23 protein-coding genes and 1 tRNA gene are annotated in these 26,387 nt (G+C 68.5%); 6 read left to right on the forward strand and 18 right to left on the reverse strand.

Features of this window, described 5'->3' with window-relative positions:
• Positions 1-66: 66 nt before the first annotated feature.
• From CQ034_RS13920 to CQ034_RS13955, 8 genes are all read right to left on the reverse strand, one after another.
• On the reverse strand, positions 67-378 hold the full coding sequence (locus CQ034_RS13920) for a metal-sensitive transcriptional regulator (protein ID WP_029264439.1): 312 nt from the start codon (positions 376-378) through the stop codon (positions 67-69).
• Positions 379-407: 29 nt separating this feature from the next.
• On the reverse strand, positions 408-2,528 hold the full coding sequence (locus tag CQ034_RS13925; protein WP_105711501.1) for a heavy metal translocating P-type ATPase: 2,121 nt from the start codon (positions 2,526-2,528) through the stop codon (positions 408-410).
• A gap of 14 nt (positions 2,529-2,542) precedes the next feature.
• Positions 2,543-2,818, reverse strand: a complete 276-nt coding sequence (locus tag CQ034_RS13930) for a YHS domain-containing protein (RefSeq protein WP_105711502.1) — start codon at positions 2,816-2,818, stop codon at positions 2,543-2,545.
• Positions 2,819-2,872: 54 nt separating this feature from the next.
• Positions 2,873-5,143, reverse strand: a complete 2,271-nt coding sequence (locus tag CQ034_RS13935; RefSeq protein WP_105711503.1) for a cation-translocating P-type ATPase — start codon at positions 5,141-5,143, stop codon at positions 2,873-2,875.
• A gap of 72 nt (positions 5,144-5,215) precedes the next feature.
• Positions 5,216-6,175, reverse strand: a complete 960-nt coding sequence (locus CQ034_RS13940) for a heavy metal-binding domain-containing protein (protein ID WP_105711504.1) — start codon at positions 6,173-6,175, stop codon at positions 5,216-5,218.
• Positions 6,172-6,384, reverse strand: coding sequence for a heavy-metal-associated domain-containing protein (locus tag CQ034_RS13945; protein WP_105711505.1), 213 nt, complete (start codon positions 6,382-6,384; stop codon positions 6,172-6,174). The genes CQ034_RS13940 and CQ034_RS13945 overlap by 4 nt, the downstream gene beginning before the upstream one ends.
• Before the next feature lie 129 nt (positions 6,385-6,513).
• Positions 6,514-7,011 carry a universal stress protein gene (locus CQ034_RS13950; RefSeq protein WP_105711506.1) on the reverse strand — a complete coding sequence of 166 codons (498 nt, stop codon included), beginning with the start codon at positions 7,009-7,011 and terminating at the stop codon, positions 6,514-6,516.
• Between the two features lie 52 nt (positions 7,012-7,063).
• Positions 7,064-8,494 carry an MFS transporter gene (locus CQ034_RS13955; protein WP_105711507.1) on the reverse strand — a complete coding sequence of 477 codons (1,431 nt, stop codon included), beginning with the start codon at positions 8,492-8,494 and terminating at the stop codon, positions 7,064-7,066.
• A 117-nt stretch (positions 8,495-8,611) separates the two neighbouring features.
• Here CQ034_RS13955 and CQ034_RS13960 point away from each other — a divergent pair, with 117 nt between their 5' ends.
• The gene (locus CQ034_RS13960; RefSeq protein ID WP_105711508.1) at positions 8,612-9,337 is read left to right on the forward strand and encodes a 2-oxo acid dehydrogenase subunit E2; all 726 of its coding nucleotides are present in this window, start codon (positions 8,612-8,614) and stop codon (positions 9,335-9,337) included.
• A gap of 18 nt (positions 9,338-9,355) precedes the next feature.
• Here the strand turns inward: CQ034_RS13960 and CQ034_RS13965 are convergent, their stop codons facing one another.
• The 5 genes from CQ034_RS13965 to CQ034_RS13985 all read right to left on the reverse strand — a co-directional run bounded on the left by CQ034_RS13965 (position 9,356) and on the right by CQ034_RS13985 (position 13,599).
• Positions 9,356-10,282 (reverse strand): carbohydrate kinase, encoded by a 927-nt coding sequence (locus CQ034_RS13965; RefSeq protein ID WP_105711509.1) that lies wholly within the window; start codon positions 10,280-10,282, stop codon positions 9,356-9,358.
• Complete coding sequence (locus CQ034_RS13970; RefSeq protein ID WP_105711510.1) at positions 10,279-10,587, reverse strand: putative quinol monooxygenase; 309 nt, start codon at positions 10,585-10,587, stop codon at positions 10,279-10,281. The genes CQ034_RS13965 and CQ034_RS13970 overlap by 4 nt, the downstream gene beginning before the upstream one ends.
• Complete coding sequence (locus CQ034_RS13975; RefSeq protein WP_091032017.1) at positions 10,584-11,384, reverse strand: ATP-binding cassette domain-containing protein; 801 nt, start codon at positions 11,382-11,384, stop codon at positions 10,584-10,586. The genes CQ034_RS13970 and CQ034_RS13975 overlap by 4 nt, the downstream gene beginning before the upstream one ends.
• Complete coding sequence (locus CQ034_RS13980) at positions 11,381-12,412, reverse strand: ABC transporter permease (RefSeq protein ID WP_167381562.1); 1,032 nt, start codon at positions 12,410-12,412, stop codon at positions 11,381-11,383. The genes CQ034_RS13975 and CQ034_RS13980 overlap by 4 nt, the downstream gene beginning before the upstream one ends.
• A gap of 74 nt (positions 12,413-12,486) precedes the next feature.
• Positions 12,487-13,599 (reverse strand): substrate-binding domain-containing protein, encoded by a 1,113-nt coding sequence (locus CQ034_RS13985; protein WP_105711511.1) that lies wholly within the window; start codon positions 13,597-13,599, stop codon positions 12,487-12,489.
• Positions 13,600-13,714: 115 nt separating this feature from the next.
• Here CQ034_RS13985 and CQ034_RS13990 point away from each other — a divergent pair, with 115 nt between their 5' ends.
• Together CQ034_RS13990 and CQ034_RS13995 are read left to right on the forward strand one after the other, a co-directional pair.
• The gene (locus CQ034_RS13990) at positions 13,715-14,755 is read left to right on the forward strand and encodes a LacI family DNA-binding transcriptional regulator (protein WP_258134219.1); all 1,041 of its coding nucleotides are present in this window, start codon (positions 13,715-13,717) and stop codon (positions 14,753-14,755) included.
• A gap of 134 nt (positions 14,756-14,889) precedes the next feature.
• A complete protein-coding gene (locus CQ034_RS13995) occupies positions 14,890-17,961 on the forward strand; it encodes a GH32 C-terminal domain-containing protein (protein WP_105711513.1) in 3,072 nt (1,023 codons plus the stop codon).
• A 97-nt stretch (positions 17,962-18,058) separates the two neighbouring features.
• On the opposite strand, the gene CQ034_RS14000 is transcribed toward CQ034_RS13995, so the two are convergent.
• Positions 18,059-19,186, reverse strand: coding sequence for an AI-2E family transporter (locus CQ034_RS14000; RefSeq protein ID WP_105711514.1), 1,128 nt, complete (start codon positions 19,184-19,186; stop codon positions 18,059-18,061).
• Between the two features lie 262 nt (positions 19,187-19,448).
• Here CQ034_RS14000 and CQ034_RS14005 point away from each other — a divergent pair, with 262 nt between their 5' ends.
• From CQ034_RS14005 to CQ034_RS14015, 3 genes are all read left to right on the forward strand, one after another.
• Complete coding sequence (locus CQ034_RS14005; protein WP_105711515.1) at positions 19,449-19,955, forward strand: hypothetical protein; 507 nt, start codon at positions 19,449-19,451, stop codon at positions 19,953-19,955.
• Between the two features lie 82 nt (positions 19,956-20,037).
• Positions 20,038-20,667, forward strand: a complete 630-nt coding sequence (locus tag CQ034_RS14010; RefSeq protein ID WP_029264450.1) for a hypothetical protein — start codon at positions 20,038-20,040, stop codon at positions 20,665-20,667.
• Positions 20,668-20,784: 117 nt separating this feature from the next.
• A complete protein-coding gene (locus CQ034_RS14015; protein ID WP_105711516.1) occupies positions 20,785-23,109 on the forward strand; it encodes a sulfatase-like hydrolase/transferase in 2,325 nt (774 codons plus the stop codon).
• A gap of 26 nt (positions 23,110-23,135) precedes the next feature.
• Here the strand turns inward: CQ034_RS14015 and CQ034_RS14020 are convergent.
• The 4 genes from CQ034_RS14020 to CQ034_RS14035 all read right to left on the reverse strand — a co-directional run bounded on the left by CQ034_RS14020 (position 23,136) and on the right by CQ034_RS14035 (position 26,358).
• Positions 23,136-23,209, reverse strand: a tRNA-Gly gene (locus tag CQ034_RS14020).
• A gap of 64 nt (positions 23,210-23,273) precedes the next feature.
• Positions 23,274-24,128 carry a fumarylacetoacetate hydrolase family protein gene (locus CQ034_RS14025; protein ID WP_105711517.1) on the reverse strand — a complete coding sequence of 285 codons (855 nt, stop codon included), beginning with the start codon at positions 24,126-24,128 and terminating at the stop codon, positions 23,274-23,276.
• A gap of 17 nt (positions 24,129-24,145) precedes the next feature.
• Positions 24,146-25,324, reverse strand: coding sequence for an L-rhamnonate dehydratase (gene rhmD / locus CQ034_RS14030; RefSeq protein WP_105711518.1), 1,179 nt, complete (start codon positions 25,322-25,324; stop codon positions 24,146-24,148).
• Positions 25,321-26,358: a zinc-binding dehydrogenase gene (locus tag CQ034_RS14035; protein ID WP_105711519.1), complete on the reverse strand. Its 1,038-nt coding sequence runs from the start codon at positions 26,356-26,358 to the stop codon at positions 25,321-25,323. Before CQ034_RS14035 ends, rhmD begins: the two co-directional genes overlap by 4 nt.
• Between the last annotated feature and the right edge of the window lie 29 nt (positions 26,359-26,387).

Below are 26,387 nucleotides of genomic sequence, written 5' to 3' on the forward strand. Positions count from 1 at the left end.
GGGTCCGCGTCGGTGCCGGCGATTCTGCGGCGCCGACGCGGGCCGGCGGCGTCGCCCCCGTCCGGCTCAGGACCGCACGAGCCGCGCGATCGCGTCCGACGCTTCCTTGATCTTCGCGTCGGCGTCGTCGCCGCCCATGCGGGCCGCGTCCACGACGCAGTGCTTGAGGTGGTCGTCGAGAAGGCCGACCGCCACCGCCTGCAGTGCGCTCGTGAGCGCGCTGATCTGGGTGAGGATGTCGATGCAGTACTTCTCGTCGTCGACCATCTTCGTGATCCCGCGGGCCTGACCCTCGATCCGGCGCATCCGGTTCAGGTACTTGGTCTTGTCGGTGATGTAGCCGTGGGTGTGTTCGTCGGCCGTCGCTTCGGGGGTCATCTCTGCTTCCTTCGTCGCATGATCGGGTCTCAGCGGCCGAGGACGGCGCGCGTGCTCGCTTCGGGGGTGATGTCGATGCGTCTGAGCAGCTGGGCGTTCAGCGCGACGACGACGGTCGACAGGGACATCAGGATAGCCCCGACCGACATGGGCAGGACGAATCCGATCGGCGCCAAGACGCCGGCGGCGAGCGGAACCGAGAGCAGGTTGTAGCCGGCCGCCCACCACAGGTTCTGCTTCATCTTCCGGTACGCGGCTCGGGACAGCTCGATCACGGAGACCACCGACCGCGGGTCGGAGCTCGCGAGGATCACGCCGGCCGAGGCGATGGCGACATCCGTTCCCGCGCCGATCGCGATGCCCACGTCGGCCTGGGCGAGGGCGGGAGCGTCGTTGACGCCGTCACCGACCATCGCGACCTTCTTGCCCTCGGCCTGCAGCTCGGCGACCTTCCTCGACTTGTCCTCCGGTCGCACGCCGGCGAAGACTCGGTCGATGCCGAGCTCGGCGGCGACCGACTCGGCGACGGCCTGGGCATCGCCGGTGATCATGACGACCTCGACGCCGAGCCGGTGCAGGGCGTCCACCGCCTGCTGCGATTCCGGCCGCACCTCGTCGGCGAGCTTCAGTCCGCCCACGACCTGGCCGTCGACCACGACGTGCAGGATGATGGCGCCCTCGTCCCGCCACTCGTCGGCGGCCGGGATCTCGTGCCCGCCGACCTCGTCGAGGAGCTTCGGGCCGCCGACGCGGACCTCGCGGCCGTCGACCGACGCCGTCACGCCGACCGCGGGCGACGAGGTGAAGCCCGATGCCTTCGCGAGAGTCATGCCCTTCTCCTGGGCGGCGCGCACGATCGCGCGGGCGAGCGGATGCTCGCTGTCGGCCTCGGCGGATGCGGCGAGGAGCAGCAGCCGGTCGGCGTCGATGTCGCCGGTCGGCTCGACGGCCGTCACCGTGGGTGCTCCCTTGGTGAGCGTGCCGGTCTTGTCGAAGAGCACGGCATCGACCGTGCGCATGCTCTCCAGCGCGAGGCGGTCCTTGATGAGGACGCCTCCGCGGGCCGCGCGCTCGGTGGCGATCGACACGACCAGCGGGATCGCGAGGCCCAGTGCGTGTGGGCAGGCGATGACGAGCACGGTGATGCTGCGCACCACGGCGGCATCCGGGTTCCCGACCAGGGTCCAGACCACGGCGGTGAGGGCGGCTGAGAGCAGCGCGAACCAGAACAGCAGCGCGGCGGCGCGGTCGGCGATGCGCTGAGCGCGCGAGGAGGAGTTCTGCGCCTCGGTGACCAGTCGCTGGATGCCGGCCAGAGCGGTGTCGTCCCCGGTGGCCGTGATCTCGACGCGCAGACCGGAGTCGGTGGCGACGGTTCCCGCCGTGACGGTGTCTCCGGTGGCCCGGGTGACCGGACGGGATTCGCCGGTGACCATCGACTCGTCCATGGCCGCGGTGCCGTCGATGATGCGGCCGTCGGCCGGGATGCTTCCGCCGGGACGGACGACCACGACATCTCCGACGACGAGATCCGCGGGGGAGACGGTGACGACGGTGTCGCCCTCGACGCGCTCGGCCTCATCCGGCAGCAGGGCGGCGAGTGAGTCGAGTGCCGACGTGGTCTGCGCGAGCGAGCGCATCTCGATCCAGTGACCGAGCAGCATGATGACGATGAGGAGCGCGAGCTCCCACCAGAACTCGAGCTCGTGATGGAGGAGCCCCAGTGTCGCACCCCACGAGGCGAGGAACGCCACCGTGATGGCGAGGCCGATGAGGAGCATCATGCCCGGCTTGCGCGACTTGAGCTCGCTGACGGCGCCGGTGAGGAAGGGCCAGCCGCCCCAGACGTACATGACCGTGCCCAGCACCGGCGCGATGAACCGCGCCCACCCGGGGACCTCGTAGCCGAAGATCATCGCGAACATCGGCGAGAACGCCACGACGGGAACCGCGATGACCAGGTTGATCCAGAACAGGCGCCGGAACTGTCCGACATGGTCGCCGTGCCCTGCGTGCCCGCCGTGACCCTCGTGATCGCCAGGGCTCTCGTGGCCGCCGTGGTTCTCGTGGCTGTCGTGGTTCTCGTGCGCAGCCTCCGGGGCGTCCAGCGAGTGCGCGGGCGAGTGGTGGTGCGCGTGCGGATCGGTCATGGGGTCATCCTCTCTCAGGCCATGTGGGCGGCGTACTTGGCGGGATCGGAGTCGAAGGCCGGGCCGCATCCGGCGCAGCAGAAGTAGTACCGCTCGCCCTCGTGATCGCGGAAGAGGCCCGCCGCCTCTGCGGCCTTCTTGCTGACCGGGTTGCCGACCATGACCGGGCAGGTCGTCAGGTCGTCACTCGCACCGCCGGCCAGCAGGTTCGCGCGTCCGTTTCCTGCGGCGGCGGGGTTCGGGGCACTGATACTGCAACAGCTGGCGGTCGCCTCGGTGTCGTTCGTCATGCGGGTGATTCCTCTCTCATTCTTCGGTGGGGGTCGGTGGTGGGGGAAGGGGCGTCAGGGCTTGGCGATGCTCTTGAAGCCGCGCAGGCGCAGGCTGTTGCCGACGACGAAGACGCTCGAGAGCGCCATCGCCGCACCGGCGAGCATCGGGTTCAGCATCCCGAGCGCCGCGACGGGGATCGCCGCGACGTTGTAGGCGAAGGCCCAGAACAGGTTGGTCTTGATGGTTCCGAGGGTCTTGCGCGACAGTCGGATCGCGTCGACGGCGCTGCGCAGGTCTCCGCGCACCAGGGTGATGTCGGATGCTTCGATCGCGACGTCCGCTCCGGTGCCCATCGCGAGACCGAGGTCGGCCTGAGCGAGGGCAGGGGCGTCGTTGACGCCGTCGCCGATCATCGCGACCGTCTTCCCCTCGCGCTGCAGTCGGGTGACGACGTCGACCTTGTCCTTCGGGAGGACCTCGGCGATGACCTCTTCGATGCCCACCTCGGCGGCGATCTGACGGGCGACCGCCTCGTTGTCGCCGGTGAGCAGGATCGGGGTCAGGCCGATCGCCTTGAACTGGGCGATCGCCTCGGCGCTGCTGGGCTTGACGGTGTCGGCCACCACGAGGATGCCGCGTGCCTGACCGTCCCAGCCGACCGCGACGACGGTCTTGCCCTCGCCCTCGGCCCGCGCCTTGGTCGACGCGAGCTCGCGGCTCAGCTTCTGCGACCACTCGGCGAGGAGCGAGTCGCGGCCGACCAGCACGGCGTGGCCGTCGACGACGCCCTGCACGCCCTTGCCCTCGATGTTCGCGAAGTCCTCGGGCGTCGACAGTGCGCCGACCTCCTGAGTGGCGCCCTTGGCGATGGCCTGCGCGATGGGGTGTTCGGACGCATCCTCCAGTGCGCCCGCGAGCCGCAGCAGTTCGGCGCGATCCGTGCCCGCCTCGACGAACACGTCGACGAGGGTCATCCTGCCGGTCGTGACCGTTCCGGTCTTGTCCAGCACGACGGTGTCGATCTTGCGCGTGGACTCCAGAACCTCCGGGCCCTTGATGAGCACACCCATCTGCGCGCCGCGTCCGGTGCCGACCAGCAGCGCGGTGGGGGTGGCGAGACCGAGCGCGCACGGGCAGGCGATCACGAGCACGGCGACGGCCGCCGTGAACGCCGCGGTCACCGGGAATCCGGCGCCGAGCCAGCCGCCGAGCGCCACGACCGCGATCACGATCACGATCGGGACGAACACGCCGGAGATGCGGTCGGCGAGCCGCTGCACCTCGGCCTTCCCGGTCTGCGCGTCTTCGACGAGCTGCGCCATCTGCGCCAGCTGCGTGTCCGAGCCGATGCGGGTGGCCCGCACCACGAGTCGACCGCCGACGTTCGTCGTGGCGCCGGTGACGGAGTCGCCCTCGGCCACTTCGACCGGCACGGCCTCGCCCGTGAGCATGGATGCATCCACGGCCGACGTCCCGGAGACGACGATGCCGTCGGTGGCGATCTTCTCACCCGGTCGCACGATGAACTCGTCGCCGACCTGGAGGTCTTCGACGGGGATCTTCGTCTCGGCGCCGCCGCGCAGGACAGCCACTTCCTTCGCTCCGAGTTCGAGGAGAGCGCGCAGGGCGGCACCGGCCTGCTTCTTGGAGCGCTTCTCGAAGTAGCGCCCGGCGAGGATGAACATCGTCACCCCGGCACCCACCTCGAGGTAGATGTTGGCCGCTCCGTCGGAGGGAGCCAGCGCGAACTCGAAGGGGTGCGTCATGCCCGGCGTGCCCGCGGTTCCGAAGAACAGCGCGTACAGCGACCACAGGAACGCGGCCGAGGTGCCCATCGAGATGAGCGTGTCCATCGTCGCGGCGCCGTGGCGGAGGTTCGTCCACGCGGCCTTGTGGAACGGCCAGGCCGCCCAGATGATCACGGGTGCGGCCAGAGCGAGAGAGGCCCACTGCCAGTACATGAACTGCAGCGCGGGGATCATCGCCATCGCGATCACGGGCACCGTCAGCACGACGGAGCCGATCAGCCGGTTGCGCAGCGAGCGCAGCTCCGGATCCTCGCCCTCGGCGTCACCGGTCGACCCGGTGTCGGCGCGTTTGCCCTTCGGGGCGGGGAGTGCGGCCGAGTAGCCGGTCTTCTCCACCTCGGCGATCAGCAATGCGGGGTCGTAGCCGTCGGGAACGGTGACCTTCGCCTTCTCCGTCGCGTAGTTGACGGTCGCGACGACGCCCTCGAGCTTGTTCAGCTTCTTCTCGATCCGCATCGCGCAGGAGGCGCAGGTCATCCCGCCGATCTCCAACTCGACGCCGGACCCCACGCTCGAGGGTGCTGATGTGCTCATGTCCTTCTCTTTCTGCTCTGACTGTTGCTCGGGGCCGCGGCGGATGGCCGGCGGCCGGGCGTCGTGCGAGGCTCAGTGGCCGTCGTCGTGCGAATCGTCGTCGGATGCCGGTGCGTCCCCTGCCGGGGTGGCATCGAGCACGAACTCGGCGGTGTGCACCGTGCCGTCGACCTGGAAGTCCAGGTACAGCAGGTAGCGGCCCGCGGTCGGGGCCTCGGCGGCGAACGCGATCTCCGGACCGGAGGTCTCCCCGGCCTTCGGCTCGTCACCCGCGGCATGCACGTGCAAATAGGCGAGGTCGCCCTCGCGCAGCGCGACCAGGTGGCCGAACGCGCCGAGATACGGCTCCAGGCCGGTCACGGGAGCGCCGTCCTTCGTGAGGGTGAAGGTCAGGTCGCTCGCCGATCCGGCTTCGAGCGCCCCGTCGAGCGTCACGGTGTAGCCCGCGACCTGGGCGACCTGAGTCGGCTCGGGGGTGACGGGCGTGAACTCGCCGGCGACCTGCACGGTCTGCGTGAGGGTGAGCGACGGGGCGTCCGGGCCGGCCGGCGTGAAGTCGGCGAAGACGCGGTAGGTGCCGGCGGCGTCCCATTCCCACGGCAGCGACCACGTGCCCGTGGCCTCGTCCAGTGTGGGGTGCACGTGCCGGAACTGACTTCCGTCTGAGCGCACCACGATCAGGTGCAGGTCCTTGTCGTGCGCGGTCGTGTACTCCGTGACCGGGGTGCCGTGCGCGTCGCGGATCTGAAAGCTCAGCTCGCCGGGCTCGTCCGCCCCCGCCGGTGCCTCGACCGGAGACAGTGCGTATCCTTCGAGGCTCAGCGAGAGTCCCTTCAGGGTGTCCGCCGCCGCGCTCGCCGCATCCTCCGTGGTCGCGGCTGCGCCGTGTGCTCCGTGCTCTTCCATCTCCGTACCTTTCGTCCACTCACTGACAACGCTCGGGGGGATGATGGCCTGGGCGAGGCCGAATGCCGCGCCGAATGCCACCACCACCCCCGCCCCGTACAGGGCGAGCCGCGCCCCGGCGTTCATGCCTTCCGCACCGCCGAGTACCCGGCCTCGGCGACGGCGGCCAAGATCTGCGCGTCGTCGACGGAGTCGGAACCGGTGACGAGGAGCACGCCCGTCTGCGCACTCACCTGGATGTCTTCGACGCCCGGGATCTCGGCGACCTCTTCGCGGATCGACATCTCGCAGTGGCCGCAGGTCATCCCGGTCACCTGGAATTCGTTCGTGCTCATCGCGTATCCTCTTTCTCGTTCAGTACCCGTACCGGGTATTAGTGACAACGGTATACCCATGAGGGGTATTCCTCAACCGGCCGGATCCGTCGTGCGGACCCGGCCGGGTCGGCGGTCGTGGACGGTGCCCTACGACGCAGGCGTCGTGCTGCGCGTGCGGCGACGCGCTTCCGCCACGTCATCCGAAGGGATCACGAGCGTGGGGCGCGTGGCGTGGTGGAGCACGTTCGCCGAGGTGCTCCCCAGCAGCGTCGCCTTGATTCCGCGCAGCCCTCGGGAGCCGAGCACGATCAGGTCGACGTCGAGCTCCTCGGCGGCATCCACGATCGCTTCGGAGGCGGTGGCCATCGTCGACGAGATGAGCGGCTCCGCCTGCAGTCCGAGGTCGCGAGCCAGCTGCGCACCGTCGGTGGCGATCTTCTCCGACACGTCGAGTGCCGCGGCGTCGAGGCCCTGCAGGCTCTCGAGGGCCGGATGGCCCTCAAGATGCGCCGCGAAGCCTTCCAACGGTTGACGGGCGTAGAACAGCACCGCGGTCGCGCCGGGGAAGAGTCCGGCGACGGTGTGCATCGCGCTCTGCGCGTTGGGTGAGCCGTCGTAGGCGATGAGTACTTTCAGGGTGGACATGGTTCTTTCCTTACGGGTCAGGGGTCACTGGTCGTCGTCGGAGAGTCGGGGATCAGGCCGATACCGACTCCTCGGAGACGAAGGCGGAGGCGCGAGGCTTCCTCATGGCGATCGCCGTGATGATCGCTCCCAGTAGGGCGAGGATCGCCGCGCCGATGAAGGCGGCGGAGTATCCCTGGGTGAGCTCGACCGTGGTGGAGTCGTGCCCGGCGATGCCGTACACGATCGCTGTGAGCGCGGCGAGGCCGAGCGCGGATCCGATCTGATAGCTGGTGCTGACCAGCCCGGAGGCGACGCCGGTCTCCGCCGGAGGCGCCGCGTTGATGGCGGTGCCGAGCGAGGGGACGAACGCCAGCGACATGCCGAGAGCGGCGAGCAGCGAGGCGGGCAGCACGTCGACGGCGTAGGTGCCGTCCGGTCGGATGAAGGCGAGCCACGCCAGTCCGCCGGCCAGCAGGAGCAGTCCGCTGACGATCAGCGCCTTGGCGCCGAACCGCTCCTGAAGCCGCGGTGCCAGGGCGATCATGACGAGCACGACCAGTCCGGTCATCGGCAGCAGTGCGGCTCCGGCGGCGAACGCGCTCGCACCGAGCACCTGCTGCAGGTAGAGGTTCAGGAAGAACCACATCGACACCCAGGCGGCGCCGAGCATCAGCTGGGCGACGTTCGCGGCACCGAGCAGCGGGGCGCGCAGCAGGCCGAGGCGCAGCAGCGGGTTGCGGCTGCGGGCCTGGATGAGGAAGAAGATCAGCAGCAGGACGATTCCGGCCGCCAGCATCCCCAGCGTGGACCAGGTGAGCCAGCCGATCTCCGGCGCGTTGACGACGGCGTAGACGACGGCCGCGAGTCCGAGGGTGACCGTGACGGCTCCGCCGATGTCGATCGAGCCCGATGCCTTGCGGACGGTGCGGGGGAGGGCGGTGCCGGTGAAGGCGAGCACCAGGAGCGCGATCGGCACGGTGACGTAGAACACCCACGGCCAGCTCACGTACTCGGTCAGGACTCCGCCGAGGAAGACACCGGCCGTGCCGCCGATGGGTGCGGCCGCTCCGTAGACGGCGAACGCCTTGGGGAGGTCGGAGGTTCCGCCGAACAGCATCATGAGCAGGGTCAGGGCTGCGGGGGCGATCATCGCGGATCCGGCGCCCTGGATGGCGCGTCCGGCGATCTCGACGCCGACGGTGCCGGCGGCTCCGGCCATGATCGAGCCGACGATCAGGACGAGCCAGCCGAGCACGAAGATCTTGCGCGCGCCGAAGGCGTCGGAGAGGCGGCCGCCCAGCAGCAGCAGTCCACCGAAGGCGACGACGTAGGCGTTGAACACCCACGAGAGCGACTCGGGGGTGAAGCCGAGATCCCTCTGGATGTCGGGCAGGGCGACGCCGATGATCGACGTGTCCATGATCACGACGAATTGCGCGGTGGCGATCAGCACGAGGCCGAGCCACCGCTTCGCGGGTGACAGGGGTCTGGATGTGGACATGGTCGTTCCTCCTGGAAGCTCGCCGGGATGTCCGGGTCGCGGTGTAGCCTATACCCATAGGGGGTAGGGGTGCTCGACACCGCGAAGACGCCCGACCGAACATGCAGGAGGCACACGATGATCGACACCACCTCGGCCGACCGGCGCGGCACGCGCGCTGTCGCGTTCGACCCGATGCGTCGCGCCATCGCGCGAACCGTCACCGAGAGCGCGGCGATACCCAGCTTCACCGTGACCGCCACGGCGGATGTCGATGCGCTGTTGAGCCTGCGAGAAGAGTTCAACCAGGAGCTGACCCCCACCGGGCAGAGGCTCTCCGTGAACGCCTTCCTCGTGCGCGCCGTAGCGCTGGCCCTCGCAGATCATCCCGAGATCAACGCCAGCTACTCGGACGAGGGCCGCGGACAGGTGCTCCTTCATGACCGCATCAATATCGGTGTCGCCGTGGACGCGCCCTCGGGGCTGATGATCCCGGTGCTGCACGACGTCGACCACGACTCGGTCACCGAGATCTCCCGCCGGACCCGTGACCTCGCTGCGCGGGCGAAGGAGCGCAAGCTCCAGCTCTCCGACCTGAGCGATGGCACCTTCACCATCAGCAACCTCGGGATGTTCGGCGTCGGGCACTTCACCGCGCTGATCATCCCGCCGCAGGGGGCAGTGCTCGCGGTCGGCGCGGTGACCGAGCGCGTCGCGCTCGTCGACGGCGCCGCTGTCGCTCGCCGACTGCTCACGTACACCCTCACCGCGGATCATCGGATCATCGACGGTGCCCTCGCAGCGAAGTTCCTCGCCACCCTCACCGGCATCCTCGAGCGGCCTGACCGACTTCGTCGAGCCTGACCCGGACGACCTCCCGGGTCAGCCCGGCGCCAGCGTGGCGAGCTCGCCGAGCAGGGGCGGATCCGCGCCCGGCCGGGAGACGGTGACCGCTGCCGCGCGAGCGCTGAAACGCAGCAGCTCGGCGACGGCGCGGGTATCGATGCCCCGCAGAGTCTCGCGCGAGTCCGCGGAATCGAGGCCGAGATCGAGGAGGCCGTGGATGAGCGCGCTCATGAAGGTGTCACCCGCCCCGACCGTGTCCACGACCTCCACCTGCCGGCCGGGGACATGCGTCACGCCGTCGCGGGTCACGGCGAAAGCTCCGCTCGCGCCCTTCGTGACCACGATCACGGACGGCCCCTGCTGCAGCCATGACCGGGCCACGTCGAGGAGGTCGATGCCGGGATACAGCCACGCGAGATCCTCGTCGCTGGCTTTCACGAGGTCGGCGAGGCCCACGAAGCTCTCCACGTCGGCGACGGCCCGACGATGGTCGGGGAGGAGCGCCGGTCGCACATTGGGGTCGTACGTGATCAGCGATGTCTCCCGCATCTCCGCGAGGTGCGCGCGCACGACCGCGGCCCCCGGTGCCATCAGGGCGGCGATGGAGCCGGTGTGCACGATCCCGAGATCGTCGCTGCCAGCCGGCGCGGCCTCATCCAGGGACCAGGAGATGTCGAACTCGTAGCGAGCCGAACCGGAATCGTCGAGGTGCGCGGTCGCCGTCGCCGTCCGCGTCGTCGCCGAAGAGGTGACCCGGACTCCCGCCTTCGTCAGCCACTCGCGCACCTGCTGGCCGTGCGGATCGTCTCCGAGCTGGGTCAGGAAGTGCGCGGTGTCGCCGAGGCGACCGAGCGCGAGCGCGACGTTGGCAGGACTCCCGCCCGGGCTCTCGTCGATGCGCCCCTCTCCGCGATGGACGACATCGACGAGAGCTTCTCCGATGACGAGGACGTGACGGCTCATGAACGCCCGGTGGGCGTCAGGAAGGAGAGGATGCTCTGCGGTTCCACGATCCTCGGCACGAGCGCGGCGTTGAACGCGCGCCCGGCCTCCGCGCCGAGGTGCGCGTCGAACGCCTCCCGGTCCCGATAACGCTCGAAGACGACGAAACGGTGCGGGTCCTCGGCTCTGCGATAGACCTCGAAGGTCTCGTTGCCGGGTTCGGCCCGCACGGTCTCCGCGTACTCCTGGATCAGGGCGCCGACCTCGTCGGCCGCGGCGGGCAGCGCCGTGAACTCGGCGGAGAGGACGACCTGGCTGTCGCTCATGCCTGGGCTGCTCCCGTCATGATGGCCACGGCATCCGTCATGCTGTGCGACTGCGGCGTGATGGTCGCCGCCTTCTTGCCGAGGCGCTGGATGTGGATGCGGTCGGCGACCTGGAACACATGCGGCATGTTGTGGGAGATGAGGATGACGGGCACGCCGTTGCCTCGCAGGTTCTCGATCAGCTCGAGCACCTGGTTCGATTCGCGCACGCCCAGGGCCGCGGTCGGCTCGTCGAGGATGACCACCTTCGAGCCGAAGGCGGCCGCTCGCGCCACGGCCACGGCCTGACGCTGGCCGCCGGAGAGGTTCTCGACCGAGACGGTCACGTCCTGCAGCGTCGAGATCCCGAGCTTCAGCACCTGGTCGCGGGCGTCCTTGCGCATGCCGGCGGTGTCGAGCGCGCGGAAGACGGAGCCGAGTATGCCGGGCTTGCGGCGCTCGCGCCCGAGGTACAGGTTGGCGGCGACGTCGAGTGCGGGGGAGACGGCGAGGTTCTGATAGACCGTCTCGATCCCGGCGTTGCGCGCATCCTGCGGCCCCTTGAACTGCACCGGCTGCCCGTCGAGGAGCAGCTGTCCCTCGTCGGGGATGTACGCGCCGGTGAGGCACTTGATCAGCGTCGACTTGCCGGCGCCGTTGTCGCCGATGATCGCGAGGACTTCCCCGGCGTGCAGCTGCAGGCTCACGCCGTCGAGACCGACCACGCGGCCGAACGTCTTCACGAGGCGCTTGGCCTCGAGCACGGGAACGCCCGTGGGTGTCGGTGCCGGTGAGAGGGTTTCCGCTGTCTGGCTCATTTGCGTACCTTTCGGATCCACTGGTCGATGGCGACCGCGACGATGACGAGGATGCCGATCGCGAGGGTCTGGTAGAGACCGTCGACGCCGGCGAGGAAGAGGCCGTTGCGGAAGACGCCGACGATGATGGCGCCCAGCAGGGTGCCCCAGATGATGCCGCGGCCGCCGAACAGCGAGGTCCCGCCGATCACGACGGCCGTGATGGAGTCGAGGTTGAGGTCGGCGCCGGCGTTCGGGCTGGCTGCTCCCGATCGGCCGATCTGGATCCAGGCGGCGACGGCGAGGATGGCCCCGGCCGCGATGTAGACGCTGAACAGCACCTTCTTGGTCGAGATGCCGGCGAGGCGCGCGGCATCCGCGTCGTCCCCGACGGCGTACACGTGGCGACCCCAGGCGGTGCGGCCGAGGATGTACGCGACGAGGGCGTACAGCGCGAGCATGATCAGCACGCCCACGGTGAGGCGGACGTCGCCGATCGGCAGCGCGGTGGCTGTCCAGGTGAGCAGCTCGGGCATGTCCGACTTCCGGATCGTCTGGCCGCCGCTGTAGAGCAGGGTCAGGGCGATGAAGACGTTGAACGTACCGAGCGTCGCGATGAACGGAGGCAGCTTCACGCGGGTGACGAGCAGACCGTTCAGGGCTCCCGCGGCGAGAGCGGCGATGAGCCCGGCGAGCAGGGCGATGGGCGCGGGGAGGCCGTTGTTCGCGGCGGTCTGCGCCATGACCATCGAGGTGCCGATCATCAGGGCGCCCACGGAGAGGTCGATGCCCGCGGTGAGGATGATGAGCGTCTGCGCGATGGCGACGGTGCCGACGACCGAGACCTGGTCGAGCACGAGGGAGAGGTTCGCCGCGGCGAAGAAGCGGGGGTTGATCGCGCCGAACACGATGACCGCGATGACGAGCACGACGGCGGGACTGATCGCCGGGTACCGGTGCAGGACGCCGCGGACGCGATCCACCGGCGTGCGGTGGTCGAGGAACTCGGCGGCGAGATCCAGAGAGGATGTGGGGGCTGTTTGCGTCACGATGTCACTTCCGTAGGTCGTTCCGGGGATGCCGCGGGCCGGTGTGCGGCCCGCGGCATCCGCAGGAGTACTGCTTACTCGCCGCCCCAGCAGATGCCGGAGGCTTCGGCGGTGTCGATCGACTTCACGCCGTCGACGGGCTGGTCGGTCACGAGCTCGACGCCGGTGTTGAAGAAGTCGAGGCCCTCGGAGTTCGCAGGCTTCGTGCCGTCGTTGACGAGGTCGACGATCGCCTGGACGCCGAGCTCGGCCATCTTCACCGGGTACTGCTGGCTCGTCGCGTCGATGATCCCGTCTTCGACCTGACCGACGCCGGCACAGCCGCCGTCGATCGAGACGATCAGGACGTCGTCCTTGCTCTTGCCCGCGGCTTCGAGGGCCTGGTAGGCGCCGTAGGCGGCCGGCTCGTTGATCGTGTAGACGACGTTGATGTCGGAGTTCTTGGCGAGGAGGTTCTCCATCGCGGTGCGCCCGCCGTCTTCGGCGCCCTGCGACGCCTCGTTGCCGACGAGCGTGTACGAGCCGCCCTTGCCGCCGCTGTACGAGCCGTCGGATTCCTCGTCGCCGTTGACCTGGTCGTCGCCGAGCTCGATGCCCATGCCGTCGAGGAAGCCCTGATCGCGGTTGTAGTCCACGCTCACGGCCTTGTCGTCGAACAGGTCGATCATTCCGATCACGGCGTCTTCACCGTCGAGCGTCGCCGCGGTCCACTGGCCGATGTACTGGCCGGCGAGGAAGTTGTCGGTCGCGAACGTGATGTCCACGGCGTCGGCGGGGTCGGGTGCGGTGTCGAGGGCGATCACGAAGATCCCCGCGTCGCGGGCCTTGTCGATCGCGTCGAGCACGGCCGGGCCGTTGGGGGTGATCAGGATGCCCTTGTCGCCCTTGGAGATCGCCGCCTCGATGGCCTGGATCTGGGTGTCCTCATCGCCGTCCTCCTTGCCGGCGGCGAGGGTGAGCGAGACGCCGTCCTTCTCGGCCGCGGCCTTGGCGCCGTCCTGCATCGCCACGAAGAACGGGTTGGAGTTGGTCTTCACGATGAGCGAGACGCCGATCGTGTCGTCATCGGAACCGCCGCCGCCGGCGTTCGTGCCGCCGGAGCAGCCGGTCAGCGTCAGCGCAAGACCTGCCGACACCGAGACCGCGGCCAGAACGGCGCGGGTGAATCGTGGGGTGTGCTTCGTCATTGAGTTCCTCTCGGCCGTCGTCGCCCGGTTGACAACGATGTCAAGGGCAGTTCTAGTCGATCGCTCAAGTAGAGTCAAGTCACCCTTCAGGAAATGAGACTCAAGCGTGACATCGATGTCGACAACTCCGGCACACCGGCCCCGCGCGACGATGAAGCACGTCGCCGCGCTCGCAGGCGTCGGCGTCAAGACGGTGTCCCGCGTGATCAACGACGAGCCGAACGTGACCGAGGCCACGGCGGAACGGGTGTGGAACGCGGTTCGCGAACTCGACTATCAGCTCGACCTGCAGGCGGGGAGTCTGCGCCGCGCCGATGGGCGCACCCGCACCCTGGGGCTCCTGGTCGGAAGCGTGGACAACCCGTTCGCCGGCGCCATCCATCGTGCCGTCGAAGACATCGCATCCGCCCGCGGCGTCGCCGTCTTCGCCTCGAGCATGGATGACGATGCCGGGCGGGAGTCGGAGGCCGTGCGGGCATTCCTCCAGCGCCGTGTCGACGGGCTGATCCTCACCACGGCCAGCGATCACCCCGAGTATCTGCCCCTGCTCCGCGAGCGTGGCCTTCCCGTCGTCTACGTCGACCGTGAGCCGGTCGAGCCCGAGGTCGACAGCGTCGCCAGCGACAACCGCGCGGGGGCGGCCGCCGCGACCGCGCATCTGCTCGCGCACGGGCATCGGCGCATCGCGCTGCTCACCGACCGGCTCGACCTCATCACCGCCCGCGAGCGACGGCAGGGCTACTTCGATGCGCTCGCCGAGGCCGGCGTGCCGGTGGCGGAGGAACTGATCGTCACGGGCCTGCGCGATGCGGAGGATGCGCAGGCCGCGCTCGCCGATCTCCTCGCGTCGGACGCCCCGCCCACCGCGGTCTTCAGCGCACAGAACCTCATCACGATCGGAGCTGTGCACGCGCTCCGCGCCGCCGGTCTCTCCCGGTCGACCGCCCTCGTCGGCTTCGACGACGTCGCGCTCGCCGACCTCATGGATCCGGGTGTGACCGTGGTCGCGCAAGACCCACAGCGCATGGGAACTCTCGCGGCCGAGAGGCTGTTCGCGCTCCTCGGTGACGACGACGACGCCCCGGTGAAGACCGTCGTCCCGGTCGCGCTGATCCCGCGAGGAAGCGGCGAGATCGCTCCGCAGTCGACCTCCTGATCGCTGTTGCGTCTCCCGGCGGCAACCCCCTAAGCTCCTGCATCAACGGTTGACATCGATGTCAATCCTCTGATCGCACGAAGGAGAGCGAACCGTTGCCTGATCCCAGACGTCCGCGTCGGACGCAGTCCCGCATGCCCGGAAGCATCATCATCGGCGGGGCGGTGAGCGCGATGCTGGCCCTCGGCTGCGTGCTCCCCGCGGCGGCCGCCGAACCTCAGCCGGGGGAGGAGCAGTACCGTCCGCTGATCCACTTCACGCCCGAGAAGAACTGGATGAACGATCCGAACGGCATGGTCTACGTCGACGGGACGTATCACCTCTTCTACCAGCACAATCCGGCCGGAACGCGGTGGGGGAACATGAGCTGGGGGCACGCCACCTCGTCGGATCTGCTGCACTGGGAGGAGCAGCCGCTGGCGATCGGGCAGACGTTCGATGAGGACGGCGACTCCATCGAGGACATCTTCTCGGGGTCGATCGTCGTCGACGAGGACAACTCCGCCGGCTTCGGCCCGGCCGGATCGAAGCCGCTCGTCGCGATCTACACCTCCGCGTACACGGCCAAGCACCCGGAGCACGCGGGGCTCCAGGCCCAGTCGCTCGCGTACAGCCTCGACGACGGACAGACCTGGACCAAGTACGACGGCAACCCCGTGCTGGATCGGAACTCGGCGAACTTCCGCGACCCGAAGGTGTTCTGGTACGACGGGCCGGCCGGTTCGTACTGGGTCATGACGACGGTCGAAGCGCTCGACCACAAGGTGGTCCTGTACAAGAGCACCGACCTCAAGTCGTGGGAGCACCTGTCCGACTTCGGACCCGCGAACTCGACGGCCGGCATCTGGGAATGTCCCGACCTGTTCGAGCTGCCGGTCGACGGCGACCCCGAGAACACCAAGTGGGTCATGGTGGTCAATCTCAACCCCGGTGCGGTCAACGGCGGGAGCGGAGGGCAGTACTTCGTCGGCGATTTCGACGGCGTGACCTTCACCTCCGAGACCACCGACGGTCCGGGGGAGCTGCCGGCGGGCACGACGTTCGCGGGCTTCGACGACGGTGACTACGACGGCTGGACCGTCTCCAACGAGCCCGGCAACTGGGCGAACGGGCCGTGGGGAAGTGTGCCGGCCGCGGGTGCCTTGGAGGGCCAGAGCCCGGTCACGGGCTTCGTCGGGGAGGGGCTCGCCAACAGTTTCCTCGACCACGACTGGGCGATCGGCACCCTGGAATCGCCCGAGTTCACCGTCGAGGACGACTACATCAACCTGCTCGTCGGCGGGGGCAAGCATCCTCATGTGCCGGGTGGCCAGATCGGCAATGAGCCACCCAAGGGGCGCACGATCTTCGACTTCGAACTGCCCGAAGGGGAGACGCTGCAGAGCACGGGCTGGGAGCTCACGGGCGACCTCGCCGTCGATCCGGCGCGGAACCCCGCGACCCAGGGCGGGGAGTACTACCTGGGCGAGAAGCGCGTGAACACCTTCGAGGGCGGCCCGAGCGGCGACGCGAACGTCGGCACGATGACCTCGCCGACGTTCACGATCGACGGCGACTACGCGTCGTTCCTGATCGGCGGCGGTCGCCGGGACGACGGAACGCTCCAGGCGGAGCTGGTCGTCGACGGTGAGGCGGTGCGCACCGCGACCGGACGCGACGGCGGTGAGCTCGACTGGGTCTCGTGGGACGTGGCCGAGTTCGAGGGTCGCGATGCGCAGCTGCGCATCCGCGACGAGGCGACGGGCGGGTGGGGGCATCTGACCTTCGACCAGCTCGTGATCGGCGACGAGGAATCGAGGAAGCGGTCGAACGAGACGAGCGTGAACCTGATCGTCGGCGGCGACGTGGTGCGCAGCGCCACCGGCTCGAACAGCGAGAACCTCGACTGGGCGTCGTGGGACGTCGAGGAGTTCCGGGGCACGCAGGCGACGATCCGCGCCGTCGACAACAACCGGCAGGGGTGGGGGCACCTCCTGTTCGACCAGGTGACCTTCTCGGATGCACCGGTCCCGACCGCGCTCGAGGGCTACGACTGGCTCGACTGGGGACGCGACTACTACGCCGCGGTGTCGTACTTCGGCACGCCGTCCGGATCCCGGATCATGCAGGGCTGGATGAACAACTGGGACTACGCCGGTGACATCCCGACCTCGACGTGGCGCGGCTCGATGAGCCTGCCGCGAGAGGTCGTGCTCACCGACACGGCCGAGGGGCCGCGTCTGCGCCAGCAGGTGGTCTCGCAGATCGACGGGCAGCTCGACACGAAGGCGGCCAAGACCCTCAGCGATGTCGCGGTCGATGGTGACACGGCACTCGGGCTGGCCGCCGAGGTGGCGAAGCTCGACGTGACGCTGCGCCCGGGCGATGCGGATGCGGCGGGGATCACGGTGTTCTCCGACGGGAAGAAGGGAACGCAGATCGGCTACGACACCCGATCCGGCAGGCTCTTCGTCGACCGGACGAACTCCGGCAACGTGGGCTTCCACCCGTCGTTCCCGTCGATCTCGGACGCTCCGCTCGCGCTCGATGAGGACGGCACCGTCACGCTCGAGATCTATCTGGATCGGGCGTCGGTCGAGCTGTTCACCGGCGACGGGATGCTGTCGATCACCGATCAGGTGTTCCCCGAGGCGGGGGCCACGGCTGTCTCCGCCTGGTCTCGCGGTGGCGCGGCCACCATCGAGGACATCACGGTCACGCCGCTCACGCCCACCATGTGGCAGGTGCCCGATCCTGTCGAGGAGGCGGCGATCACGCTCAGCAGCAAGACGGTGAAGGCCGGTGGCACGGTCACCGTCTCGGGTACCGGGTTCGAGCCCGGGGCTGATGTGAAGCTCGAACTCAGGTCGGATCCCGTCTCGCTGGGGGCGGCGACGGCCGACGCGAACGGAGACTTCCGTCAGCAGGTGACGATTCCCGCGGCCACGCCGGTCGGGGCGCACACGCTCGTCGTGCTGCGAGCGGATGGCACCGAGCTGTCGGCGCCGCTGACGGTCACCGCGCGAGACGGCGGGGGTGGTGTCGGTGGCGGAACCGGGGGTACCGGTGGCGGTGCGGCCGTGGATCCGGGCGGCGACGGCAGCGGATTGCCGGGCGGTCTGGCGAACACCGGTGCCGAGCCGTGGCTGCTGCTGGCGGCCGGTGTCCTGACCGTTCTCACCGGTGCCGCACTCCTGCGGCATCGCCGCAGGAGTCGCCTCCGCTGATGCCGAGTCGGCGTGTGGGGCGCAGTGCATCTGCGTCCCACACGCCGTCGGGCTGCGGCGCTCCGGTCAGATCGTGCAAACGATCCTCGACGCGAGGTCACTCGCTGGGCGGCTCGGTCTGACGATTCTGGCGCGGAATCCATACTTTCCGGATGATGATCAGAATCGACGCCGTCAGCGGGATGGCGACGAGTGCCCCGAGCAGTCCCAGGAGTGTGGCGCCGATCATCGCCCCGATGATCACCAGCACTCCGGGCACCGCCGCTGCCTTGCCCATGATGCGTGGCGTGACGACGTACGCCTCCACCTGGATGTAGACGAGGTAGCACACCACGAAGACCAACGCTGCCGTCGGGCTGACGAGCAGCGTCGCGACGCCGCCGATGACCAGGAACACGAGGGAGCCGATCATCGGGACCAGGGTGACGAAAAAGGCGACGATGGCCATGACCGCGGGCACGGAGGAGCCGACGGCGAGTTGGATCACGAACACCACGAGCGCGTTGATGGCCGACAGCGTGACGCCGCCCGCGACGACCGCCCCGACCGACTGCGTGATCTCGTCCAGGAGAGCGACGAAGCGGTCTCGCCGATACAGCGGGATGAGATTCGCGATCGCCCCTCGAATGCTCTGCAGGGAGGAGATGAAGTACAGGGTGAGCACGACGACCATGATGAAGCTCGAGATCGCGCCGATCACCCCGAATCCCGCTTTCAGCACTCCTCCGGAGATCGCGAGGAAGGAGGAGAGCGTGGTGAGCGACCGCAGGCCGTCGGCGATGAGGGCGGAGAGGTCGACGCCGAGATTCGCCTCGAGTGTGAGGTACCAGCCGCTCTGCTGCACGGCGGCGATGGTCTCTGGGGCGGCCTCGATCGCCGCGGAGACCTGACGGACCGTTGCCGGGACGAGGATGAGCAGGATCGCCGCGACGACTCCGAGGAAGATGACAGCGACGATGGTGACGCCCGCCCCGCGGCTCAACCCTCGACGTTCGAGGGCACGCACGGCGGGATCGAGGCCCAGGGCCAGGAACATGCCGAGGAAGATGGAGATGAGAACCGTCGAGACACCGGCGACGGTGGCGGCCAGCGCGATGGCGAGGAGGACGCCCACCGCGACGGAGAAGCCGGAGAGCAGCGGCTTCGCGGGGAGCACGAGCTGAAGCCGCGGAGCTCGCCGTCCGCGCTCTCGGCCCGCGCTCAGCCCGGATTCTCTCTCGTCCATACGTGCACGCTACGCACGGACCACGGCGCTCACGTGTGCCCCCTCACCCGTTCCTGGTGACCGCGGGGACACAGTCCTATAATCGCTGACACGCGTCCGCGCGGGCCGAGCACGACCTCTCCCGCAGGGCCGACACAACTTCACCACGATCAGACGCATCGGGAAGGTTGGCGAGACTATGGGCAATGAAGCAGCAGGTCAGGACAGACCGCACGGTGTGCCGCGTCGTGCCCTCCTGACGGGAGCAGTGTGGTCTGTCCCTGTGATCGCGATCGCGGCGGCGACGCCGCTCGCCGCGGCATCGACGGACGCGCGCGGCCGGTTCGTGATCGAGTCGATGCTCGGCGGCACGTGGGTGAATCCCCAGTACTACGGTGCGTCGATCCAGCTGCGCAACGACGACACTCAGGCGTCCACACTCCCTGTGGAGCCGGTCACCAGCGGCATCGTCGTGGTGACCTTCGCCTCCGTCGATGTCGGTGCGGTGCAGCCCGCCATCATCGCCAATGCAGGCGGAAGCAGTCCCGTCGTCGGGGCACTCCCTGCGACCGATCCGACGTGGACATCGGTCGGCGCGAGTGACAACGGCGATGGCACCGTCTCCTACACGTTGGCCTTCGCCGGGTCGCTCGCCGGGCAAGGCGTGACCAATGTCAGCTTCGGTGTCCTCGGCTCGACCCCGCTGCATTCGGGCATCTCGGTTTCCGTCCAGGCCACGGGTTCGCCCACCGACGGATCGACGAGTTCCCGCACCGTGACCCTGTTCTGACGGAGACACCTCGTCGGGCGTTCACCCCGCCGGGGTGAGCAACCGCTTTCGCCTCCGCAGCGCTTGGCCGAAGATCAAGGCCATGCAGACGGAAGCCTCGGATGAACCGGTCCGCACGACCCGGGTTCTCGACATCATCACCGTCGTTCTGCTCTCGGTGACCGCGGTCCTGACAGCGTGGTGCGGATTCGAGGCCTCGAAGTGGGGCGGCGAGATGTCCATCGCCTTCAGCCAGGCATCGAGTGCGCGAGTCCAAGCAGCCTCGGCACAGTCGACGGCTCAGGCCGCACGTCAGTACGACCTCACGCTCTACACCGAATGGGTGCTCGCCGACGAAGAGGGGCGTGACGACCTGGTGCGGTTCATCGAAGAACGCTTCACCGAAGAGTTCGCGGTCGCGTTCGACGCGTGGACAGCCGAAGGGCGCACCGCCCGCGGTCCCTTCGTGATGGACGAGTACGTGCCACCCGGCGCGGTCGAGTCCGAAGATCTGAGCGCCCGCGCCGATGCGAAATTCGACGAGGCCCTCGCCAACAATCAGCGCGGCGACGACTACTCCCTGCTCACGGTCCTCTTCGCCCTGGTCCTGTTCTTCGCCGCGATCTCTCAGCATCAGGCGGTCCCGTGGAGGCGCTGGGTGTTCCTCGGTTTGAGTGGGGTCATCGTCATCGGAGGAATCGCGACGCTGCTCACCTTCCCGATCAAGATCTGACGGAGATCTTCGGGTCACCCCATCGGGGTGATGTGACCTTCCGACGCTGCGCCCGCTGTGGCTAGCGTCGCCCGTGGTGGCGGGCTCACCGCCCCACCTCGAAACGGGGGTATCGGTGTGGCTGAGGACTTCAACGGCAAGATCGCGCTCGATGTGCGGGACTCGGTACCGGACTGGGAGCCGTACCTCCTGCCGGCCGCACCGGAGAATGCTCCGAATGTGCTCGTGATCCTCTACGACGACACCGGGATGGCATCGTGGTCGCCCTACGGTGGCCGGATCAACATGCCCACGCTCGACCGGCTTGCCGCGAACGGCCTCACCTACACGCAGTGGCACACCACCGCGCTGTGCTCACCGACTCGTTCCGTGTTCCTCACGGGGCGCAACCACACGCGCAACAGCATCGCTTCACTGATGGAGTCGACGAACGGTTTCCCCGGCAACTCGGGGCGGATTCCGGATGACTGTGCACCGATGGCGCACATCCTGCAGGACAACGGCTACTCGACGTTCTGGCTGGGTAAGGACCACAACGTGCCGGAGCAGGACAACGCCGCCGGCGGCAGCCGCAGGCAGTGGCCGTTGCAGATGGGCTACGACAGGTTCTACGGCTTCCTCGGCGGAGAGACGAACCAGTGGTACCCCGACCTCGCCGAGGACAACCACTTCATCGAGCAGCCGTACACGCCGGAAGAGGGGTATCACCTCTCCAAGGACCTCGCGGATCAGGCGTTGCAGATGCTGCGCGGCCAGCAGGCGACCAATCCGACCAAGCCCTGGTACATGTGGTTCTGCCCCGGGGCGAACCATGCGCCGCATCAGGCGCCGCAGGAGTACATCGACAAGTACAAGGGCGCTTTCGACGAGGGATACGACGCCTATCGCGAGTGGGTGCTCGGCCGCATGATCGACCGCGGCATCATGCCCGCGGACACCGAGCTGACGCCGTTCAATCCGATGCCGGAAGCTCAGGCGAACGCTGCCGACCACGTCAAGCCCTGGGACACGCTCAGCGAGGATGAGAAGAAGCTGTTCCGCCGTATGGCAGAGGTCTTCGCCGGATTCAGCGAATACACCGACGCGCAGATCGGGCGGATCGTCGACTACCTCGAGGAGACCGGCCAGCTCGACGACACGATCATCTTCTATTGCGCCGACAACGGCGCATCCGGAGAGGGGTCGTCCGACGGTTCCGTGAACGAGAACAAGTTCTTCAACAACTACCCCGACGATCTCGCAGAGAACCTCACCCGTATCGACGACCTCGGCGGCCCCGAGGCCTACAACCACTACCCGACGGGCTGGGCGGCAGCATTCTCCACCCCGTTCCCGATGTTCAAGCGCTACAGCCAGTACTCCGGCGGCACCTGCGATCCGATGATCATCCACTGGCCTGCAGGCATCAAAGCCAGGGGCGAGATCCGCCACCAGTACCACCATGTCACCGACATCGTGCCCACGATCCTTGACGTGGCGGGCCTCGAGATGCCCGAGGAGTATCGGGGGGTCGAGCAGGAGCCGCTGCCCGGCGTCTCCATGCGGTATTCGTTCGACGCCGCCCCCGACGCGCCCACCCGGAAGAAGCGCCAGTACTACAACATGATCGGCACCAGAGGGCTGTGGCAAGACGGGTGGAAGGTCGCTGCCACGCACGCCCCGATCACCGGACACGGCCACTTCGACGAGGATGAGTGGGAGCTCTACCATGTCGACGAAGACCGTTCGGAATCGAAGAACGTCGCCGCGGACCACCCCGAGAAGGTCAGAGAACTCGTCGATGCCTGGTTCGAAGAAGCCGAAGTCAATTACGGGCTCCCCATCGACGACCGCACCGCGATGGAGCAACTCACCATCGAGCGCCCCTCGTCCGAGCCCCCACGCCACCGCTACATCTACTACCCCGACAGCGGGTCGGTCCCCGAGGGCGTCGCCGTGAACGTGCGGGGTCGGTCATTCAAGATCATCGCGGACGTCGACATCGAAGACGACGCCGAGGGCGTGATCTTCGCCCACGGATCGCGCTTCGGCGGACACGCCCTGTTCATCCAGGACGGAAGACTGCACTACGTCTACAACTTCCTCGGCATCCAGCCGGAACAGACGTTCGTCTCGGAGAAGCTCACCTCGGGAAAGCACTCCGTCGGCATGGAGTTCATCCGCGAGGGGGCAGGCGAGTACAAAGAGTCCGTCGGCACCACGACCCTCTACGTCGACGACCAGGCGGTCGCGACCGGACCGATGCGCGCCCAAGTCGGAAAGTTCACGTTGTGCGGTGACGGCCTGTGCATCGGATACGACAGCGCCGACTCGGTGAGCCGCTCCTACCGGTCACCCTTCACCTTCACAGGCGGAACGATCCGCGGCGTGGCCGTCGACGTGAGTGAGGAGCAGTACCTCGACCTCGAACTCGAAGCGCAGGCCGCCTTCGCGCGGGAGTAGGGCGCTCCCACTCTGGACGTCATATGTGGAGGGACTGACGGGAATCGAACCCGCGCTATCTGCTTGGGAAGCAGAAGTTCTACCATTGAACTACAGTCCCGAACCCGCCCGAGAGCAGGTGAGGGCAAGCCTACCTGGCACACGGGCGTTGGCCAAAGTGCGACTCAGCGTCGCGCGTCGACCAGGCGCTGTCGCTGGCTCCCGAGTCCGTCGATGCCGATCTCGACCACGTCGCCGGCGCGCAGGTAGGGGAAGCGTCCGGAGAGCGCGACTCCCTGCGGGGTGCCGGTGTTGATGAGGTCGCCCGGTTCGAGCACGAGGTACTGCGACAGGTGGTGCACGATCTGCGCCACGGTGAAGATCATGTCGGCGGTGTTCGAGTCCTGACGGCCCTCGCCGTTCACCGTCGACCAGAGCCGCAGCGCCTGGGGATCGACTTCATCGGCGGGGATGAGTGCAGGTCCGAGCGGGTTGAAGGTCTCGGCGTTCTTGCCCTTCGACCACTGCCCACCGGACCGCTCCACCTGGAACGCCCGTTCGGAGACGTCGTGCGAGACGACGTATCCGGCCACGTGTGCGAGCGCCTCCTCCGGGCTCGCGAGGTAGCGGGCGGTGGTGCCGATCACGACGCCGAGCTCGACCTCCCAGTCCACCTTCTCGGCTCCCGGCGGGATCAGCACGTCGTCGAACGGACCGACGATCGTGTTCGGGTGCTTGTGGAAGAGGATCGGCACCGTGGGCGGGGCATCGCCGGATTCCGCGGCGTGCGCGGCGTAGTTCTGTCCGATGCACAGCACCGCCATCGGCCGCGCGATCGGTGCACCGACGCGCAGTGCCTCGGCGCCGTCGAGCAGGGGGAGCGTGCCGGCCGCGAGCGCCTCCCGCGTGCGGGTGATCCCGTCGCGGGCGAGGAACGCGCCGTCGATGTCGCCGGTGAGCGGCGTCAGATCGTGGATACGACCGTCGTGGCGCACGGCCGGTCGTTCGGCGCCGGCCGCGCCGAGTCGGAGGAATTCCATGTGTCGTGTCTCCAGGGTCAGTGCGTGTAGGGGCGGTGCTTGTCGATGGCGTCGGAGAGCTCGACGCCGAAGCCGGGAGTCTCCGGCACCTTGAGTCGGCCGTTGACCGGCACGGGCTCGCCCACGAGCATCGGCGAGAACATCGGCACGACCTCCTCGGCGGTCGGGTGCATCATGAGGAACTCCGCGAACGGGCTGTTCGTGCGCGTCACGACGAAGTGGTACGAGTACACCGACGATCCGTGCGGAACGACCATGGTGCCGTGCGCGTCCGCGAGCGCCGAGATCTTCAACAGCTCGGTGATGCCGCCGCACCAGCCCACGTCGGGCTGGATCAGGTCGACGCCGGTCTCGAGCAGCTGCCGGAATCCCCATCGCGTCGCCTCGTGCTCGCCGGTCGTGACGAGCACGGTGGAGGGTGCGCGCTTGCGCAGCTCGGCGTATCCCCAGTAGTCGTCGGGGATGAGCGCCTCCTCGATCCACTTCAGCCCGTGCTCGGCGGCGGCGTGGGCGAGGCGCGTCGCGTACTCGACGTCGAGCGACATCCAGCAGTCCAGCATGAGCCAGAAGTCGTCGCCGACCTTCTCGCGCATGTCGGCGAGCAGCTCGATGTTCTTCCGCATCCCCTCCTCGCCCTCGGCGGGGCCGTGGTGCAGGGGCATCTTGCCGCCGATGAAGCCGAGCTCCTTCGCGCGGTCGGGGCGCGCACCGGTCGCGTAGAACTGCAGCTCGTCGCGCACCGGGCCGCCCAGGAGCTCGAAGACGGGCACCTGTCGCACGCGACCGAGCAGGTCGTAGAGCGCGAGGTCGACACCGCTGATGGCGTTCAGCACCACACCGCGTCGCCCGTAGTACAGCGTCGACTTGTACATCTGATCCCAGATGCGCTCGATGTCGGTGATCTTGCGGCCTTCGAGGAAACGCGCCAGGTGCTTCTCGACGATGAATGCGCCGATCTCGCCGGCGGTCGTCACCGAGAATCCGACCGTGCCGTCGCTGGCCTCGATCTCGACCACCAGGGTGCCGAGCACGTTGATGCCGAAGCTCTGCCGCGACTGCCGGTACTCGGGGTACACGCTCATCGGCGTCGCGATGTGATCGTCGATCCAGTGCTCGGCGCCCTGGTCGTGGTAGTCCGCTCCGCCGCCGCGCACGGTGTACGCGCGGACCTCGCGGATGGTGGGGGTGCCGGTCATCGTGTCTCTTCCTCTCGGTCGAATCGGACAAGGACCTTGCCCGGGGTGCCGTCGCCCGCCGCGAGGGCGGAGAAGGCGGCGTCTGCATCGGCGACGTCGATCTCGCGGCTGATCAGCGCGCCGTAGACGTCGGGGTCGGCGCCGATGATCTCGGTGGCATCGGCGAAGTCGTCGGATCCGTAGGTGAAGCTGCCGATGAGCGATCGCTCCTCGGTGCTGACCAGGAACGCGTCGATGGTCACCTGCGGAGCCCCCATCCCGACCAGGCAGATCGGGGCTCCGAGCGTGGTGCTGGTGAACGCGTCCCGCAGCGTCGGGGTGATCCCCACCGCGTCGAGCGCCGCGTCGGCGAGCCCGCCGCCGGCACGGAGCTGGTCCGCGACCGGACCGTCCGCCGGATCGATCGTCTCGGCGCCGAGCCGCCGCACGAGCTCGCGGCGTGCGGCATCCATCTCGCTCACGATGATCGTCGCGGCGCCCGCGTCGCGCAGGGCGATCACGATGGACTGGCCGATCGGACCGCCGCCGATCACGAGCACGCGTCCGAGGCTCCCGGCGGGGAGTCGGCGTACGGCGTGCACCGCCACGGCGAGCGGCTCGATCAGCGCACCCAGTTCGATCGGCAGGCCGTCGGGCAGCGCGACGACATTGCGCGCCGGGACGACGACGTAGTCCGCGAACGCGGCGGGGATCTCCTTCGCCACACCGATCACATGCTTGCCGGGGTGGTGCTGCTCCCGTCCCGCGAACGCTGCGGCATCCTCGGCGGGCACGACGACGGGGTTGAACGTCACCGCCGTGCCGACCGCGAGCTCGTCGACACCGGTGCCGAGCGCGGCGATCGTCCCGCTCGACTCGTGCCCCATCACCTGCCCGGGGAACCGGCGTCCGTTCTCGCCGGTGTAGCCGTGCACGTCGGATCCGCAGATCCCGGTCGCGGCCACCCGGATGAGTGCCTCGCCGGGGCCGGGCTGCGGAATCGGGGCTTCACGGACGTCGAGGCGTCCGATCTCGGTGAGGACGAGCTCGCGCATGGGCGTATGTCTCCTTGATCTGCCGGGCG

Source organism: Microbacterium sp. MYb45, from assembly GCF_002979655.1.
Taxonomy (GTDB): Bacteria; Actinomycetota; Actinomycetes; order Actinomycetales; family Microbacteriaceae; genus Microbacterium.

Excerpts from the sequence above, each read along its gene's own strand:
- CQ034_RS13920 (WP_029264439.1), bottom strand. The coding sequence starts at position 378 with ATGACCCCCGAAGCGACGGCCGACGAACACACCCACGGCTACATCACC.
- CQ034_RS13925 (WP_105711501.1), bottom strand. The coding sequence starts at position 2,528 with ATGACCGATCCGCACGCGCACCACCACTCGCCCGCGCACTCGCTGGAC.
- CQ034_RS13930 (WP_105711502.1), bottom strand. The coding sequence starts at position 2,818 with ATGACGAACGACACCGAGGCGACCGCCAGCTGTTGCAGTATCAGTGCC.
- CQ034_RS13935 (WP_105711503.1), bottom strand. The coding sequence starts at position 5,143 with ATGAGCACATCAGCACCCTCGAGCGTGGGGTCCGGCGTCGAGTTGGAG.
- CQ034_RS13940 (WP_105711504.1), bottom strand. The coding sequence starts at position 6,175 with ATGAACGCCGGGGCGCGGCTCGCCCTGTACGGGGCGGGGGTGGTGGTG.
- CQ034_RS13945 (WP_105711505.1), bottom strand. The coding sequence starts at position 6,384 with ATGAGCACGAACGAATTCCAGGTGACCGGGATGACCTGCGGCCACTGC.
- CQ034_RS13950 (WP_105711506.1), bottom strand. The coding sequence starts at position 7,011 with ATGTCCACCCTGAAAGTACTCATCGCCTACGACGGCTCACCCAACGCG.
- CQ034_RS13955 (WP_105711507.1), bottom strand. The coding sequence starts at position 8,494 with ATGTCCACATCCAGACCCCTGTCACCCGCGAAGCGGTGGCTCGGCCTC.
- CQ034_RS13960 (WP_105711508.1), top strand. The coding sequence starts at position 8,612 with ATGATCGACACCACCTCGGCCGACCGGCGCGGCACGCGCGCTGTCGCG.
- CQ034_RS13965 (WP_105711509.1), bottom strand. The coding sequence starts at position 10,282 with ATGAGCCGTCACGTCCTCGTCATCGGAGAAGCTCTCGTCGATGTCGTC.
- CQ034_RS13970 (WP_105711510.1), bottom strand. The coding sequence starts at position 10,587 with ATGAGCGACAGCCAGGTCGTCCTCTCCGCCGAGTTCACGGCGCTGCCC.
- CQ034_RS13975 (WP_091032017.1), bottom strand. The coding sequence starts at position 11,384 with ATGAGCCAGACAGCGGAAACCCTCTCACCGGCACCGACACCCACGGGC.
- CQ034_RS13985 (WP_105711511.1), bottom strand. The coding sequence starts at position 13,599 with ATGACGAAGCACACCCCACGATTCACCCGCGCCGTTCTGGCCGCGGTC.
- CQ034_RS13990 (WP_258134219.1), top strand. The coding sequence starts at position 13,715 with ATGTCGACAACTCCGGCACACCGGCCCCGCGCGACGATGAAGCACGTC.
- CQ034_RS13995 (WP_105711513.1), top strand. The coding sequence starts at position 14,890 with ATGCCCGGAAGCATCATCATCGGCGGGGCGGTGAGCGCGATGCTGGCC.
- CQ034_RS14000 (WP_105711514.1), bottom strand. The coding sequence starts at position 19,186 with ATGGACGAGAGAGAATCCGGGCTGAGCGCGGGCCGAGAGCGCGGACGG.
- CQ034_RS14010 (WP_029264450.1), top strand. The coding sequence starts at position 20,038 with ATGCAGACGGAAGCCTCGGATGAACCGGTCCGCACGACCCGGGTTCTC.
- CQ034_RS14025 (WP_105711517.1), bottom strand. The coding sequence starts at position 24,128 with ATGGAATTCCTCCGACTCGGCGCGGCCGGCGCCGAACGACCGGCCGTG.
- rhmD (WP_105711518.1), bottom strand. The coding sequence starts at position 25,324 with ATGACCGGCACCCCCACCATCCGCGAGGTCCGCGCGTACACCGTGCGC.
- CQ034_RS14035 (WP_105711519.1), bottom strand. The coding sequence starts at position 26,358 with ATGCGCGAGCTCGTCCTCACCGAGATCGGACGCCTCGACGTCCGTGAA.